The sequence below is a fragment of the Pseudobutyrivibrio sp. genome (assembly GCF_017471675.1).
Classification (GTDB): domain Bacteria; phylum Bacillota; class Clostridia; order Lachnospirales; family Lachnospiraceae; genus Pseudobutyrivibrio.
This window is the reverse complement of sequence record NZ_JAFUSK010000043.1, coordinates 1-3062: the sequence shown is the minus strand read 5'-3', so window position 1 is coordinate 3062 and position 3062 is coordinate 1. Positions and strand designations below refer to the sequence as shown.

Genomic DNA, 3062 nt, shown 5'->3' with positions numbered 1-3062 from the left:
AGACAAAGATACAAAAAGGAAAGGTGGCAACTTACGGTCAGGTTGCATCAGTTGCTGGTGATAAAAAGATGGCCAGAGCTGTTGGAAATGCTTTGCATAAAAATCCTGACTCTACTACAATTCCTTGTCATAGAGTAGTAAATACTAAAGGAGAGCTTGCTGGTGAATATGCCTTCGGAGGAGCTTGGAAGCAAGCGGAGATACTTGAATCAGAAGGTGTAACTGTCATTGACGGTAAAGTTGATTTAAAACAGTTCCAATGGGATTATTGGGGAGAAGAATAATTTAGGGAGAATTGATGAATTCTATGGATTACAATGTAGAAATAAATGGTTTGCTGGTAAATGCCCAATATAACCAAAGGACAATAAATGAAATTTTTCTTCCTCTACTTAAAGATTTAACTGAGCTTTATCATAAAAAGAGGGAGCGTATTTTAGTGATGCTAGCTGCACCTCCGGGAGCAGGGAAGAGCACATTATTAAGCTTTCTAGAATATTTATCAAAGAATAACCCTTCTTTAGAAGAAATTCAGGCTATTGGCATGGATGGCTTTCATCATTATCAAGATTACTTACTAAACCATACAATTGAGCTTGATGGCGAAGTCATTCCAATGGTAAAAATCAATGGTGCCCCAATTACCTTTGACCTAGACAAATTACGTAGCCGCGTAAAACAAATTAAGGAAAAACCTATCTGCAAGTGGCCTATCTATGACAGAAACCTTCATAATCCTATTGATAATGTAATTACTATAGACAAAAACATTGTATTACTTGAAGGCAATTATTTACTTCTAAACGAAGATGGTTGGTGCGACCTCTCTAATTATGCAGATTATACTATTTTTCTTAGTGGGGATGAGGATATGCTTTATAATCGTCTTGTAGAGCGCAAAGCCAGAACTGTTGCTACACTAGAAGAGGCAAAGCAATTTGTTGAGTATTCTGATATGCGAAACGTCAGAACTGTTTTAAATTATTCAATGCCTGCAAATCTCACATTGCATATTTCAGCTGATGGAGATTATTCCTCATGAAGCAAATAGAATAGAGAATCAATTATATATTGGGGTAATATAAAATTTAAAGATTTATTTAATAAAAATGGATTTATGACCGCAAAGGTTGAAGATGGTTGGTTCAAGCTTAAAATTATGCTGCCAGTTCAAGAAGGGTAGTTGCTATAAAAATAAACATCCTTAAGCAGATGAAGGGGTGTAGCTTCTTCCGCTTAAGGAGAGAGAGATGTAAATCCTACCAGTTTACTAGAATATTTCTGATATAACAAACCTTACATTGTTAAATCCCAATTCCCACAAGATGATTATTAGTGTTACTAACTAAGTTTTGCTAGCCTAGTTAAGTTGCTTTTGCAATTCAGAGACGAGAGCTTCTAAGTTTGCAATAGTAGCCTTATTCTGAGCTAGTGCACTATCCTTTTCAGCAATAGTATTATCCTTCTCCGCAATGATAGCTTTATCTTTAATCAATTCCTCGGCTTGACGTTCAATCTTTTTCAGCATATTCGCCTCATGCGCCAACTGTTCATCACGCCTAAAGCAGGCTTCGCGAACTAGTTCATCTTCAGTTAATCTATTGATTGTGCTAGTAGCTTCAGCCATAATAGGATTCTCCTTTGCAAGTGAATGTAAATCTTCCCAAGTTTTAGCACTGAAAAGTCGAGCCCAGTGGTCTAGCCTGTAGGACTTGTCCTCCTCAGTTGCTTTGTCTATCTGAGTTAAGTCTAACACGGATAAGGCAAATTTGTCACTATAGATGTTGTGATTTTTTAGTTCTTGCATCATGTAAGTGGAGTAAAAAAGTGGATAATCTTTAAAGAGTGTAAAATTAAGAATTCCGATTTGATGAACAGGGATTGCATCCTCGTAGTTGGCTCCCTTTAGAATCTTAGAAAACTCTCGACCTAAATAAGCTAGTGAACGCTCCGTCCAGTTGTCAAAATTTATGACCTGCATCTCCAGATTAATGGATTTGGAATTGTTAAGCATTATCATTACATCTAGTAAAAATGTCTTATCAGTAAATGACTCTCCAAGCTTGATGCTGTTTGTGATTTCTGTAGATTTGATTTCATTTTCTTCCATGTGTAACAAAGAGCACAGCAGACCCTTTAACACATGCTCATTCTCCTGTAAAAGTGCTTTGAACAAATAATCATTTGTCATAGGCACAACAAGATTTCCCTTGGTGGGGTAATCATATTTTTTTGTCAATAAGTTTATTATCCTCCGTACTAATTTAATATTTCTTGTGGGAATTTTTTAGGATTCTAACATGAATGTCGAAACGACTATAGGAGTATAACATCAATGTCATAGTTATGCAATAGATAAATATTGAAATATATACAAACATAATAACTTTAGTGCGGGAAACTCTTCAGTATTTATATAGAATAATATTCCTATGTTGTAGCTGGCTACTCCGGCATGACCTAATTTGATTAAGAAAAGACTACATTAATTTAGTTGAGAAAATCTTAAAGCCATCTCTACATCTAGAATTTTACCATGTATAAAAAAGTAAAACACCCAATAATATTCCTACTATGTAAGGTACGCACTTTATGATTGCGCTAAGTAGGAAAGCCTTCGGCTTATTTTTTTCGTTTCTGAAATCTGCAATGATTATTTCTGAATCACGGCTATGCTTTTTTGAGTATAGTATCAGTGCAAGAAACGATAGCAGTGCTATCCAAACATTTTGCATTATCATTGCTATAATGGAACACACACCGAGAGTTAATGCAACGCAATATATTATAATTAATTTGCTCTTATCATTGTTTTTATTCATACCTTTCACCTCTTATATTGGCTGCTTATGGCAAGCTTAATATAAGCTAGCAATTATAGGCAAAACCATAACATTTCTATCATAAATATTTGAAAATTGAGAGATAGGTACTGGATTGGCAGTGCCTATTTCTATTGTTACGCTTGGAGTGCCTTCCACATATCCATAATAATCAGCTAAACTTCCTATGGCATTTCCACAATATTTCATTCGGTAGCCATTAATAGAGCTAACAAGCGT

Annotated in this window: 4 protein-coding genes and 1 pseudogene; 2 read left to right on the top strand and 3 right to left on the bottom strand. The window is 35.2% G+C overall.

The window, feature by feature from the left end; all coding sequences use genetic code 11:
• Nucleotides 1-284: MGMT family protein (locus IJ535_RS07430; RefSeq protein ID WP_294300792.1), on the top strand; the 284-nt coding region annotated here is incomplete at its 5' end.
• A 14-nt stretch (nucleotides 285-298) separates the two neighbouring features.
• On the top strand, nucleotides 299-1042 hold the full coding sequence (locus IJ535_RS07425; protein ID WP_294300790.1) for a nucleoside/nucleotide kinase family protein: 744 nt from the start codon (nucleotides 299-301) through the stop codon (nucleotides 1040-1042).
• 318 nt (nucleotides 1043-1360) lie between these two features.
• On the opposite strand, the gene IJ535_RS07420 is transcribed toward IJ535_RS07425, so the two are convergent.
• The 3 genes and pseudogenes from IJ535_RS07420 to IJ535_RS07410 form a co-directional block, all read right to left on the bottom strand.
• Entirely contained in the window at nucleotides 1361-2239 is an 879-nt protein-coding gene (locus tag IJ535_RS07420) for an Rpn family recombination-promoting nuclease/putative transposase (protein ID WP_294300787.1), read from the bottom strand.
• 292 nt (nucleotides 2240-2531) lie between these two features.
• Nucleotides 2532-2822: a hypothetical protein gene (locus tag IJ535_RS07415; RefSeq protein WP_294300784.1), complete on the bottom strand. Its 291-nt coding sequence runs from the start codon at nucleotides 2820-2822 to the stop codon at nucleotides 2532-2534.
• Nucleotides 2823-2858: 36 nt separating this feature from the next.
• Nucleotides 2859-3062 (bottom strand): annotated as a pseudogene (locus IJ535_RS07410) (hypothetical protein); the annotation flags it as partial.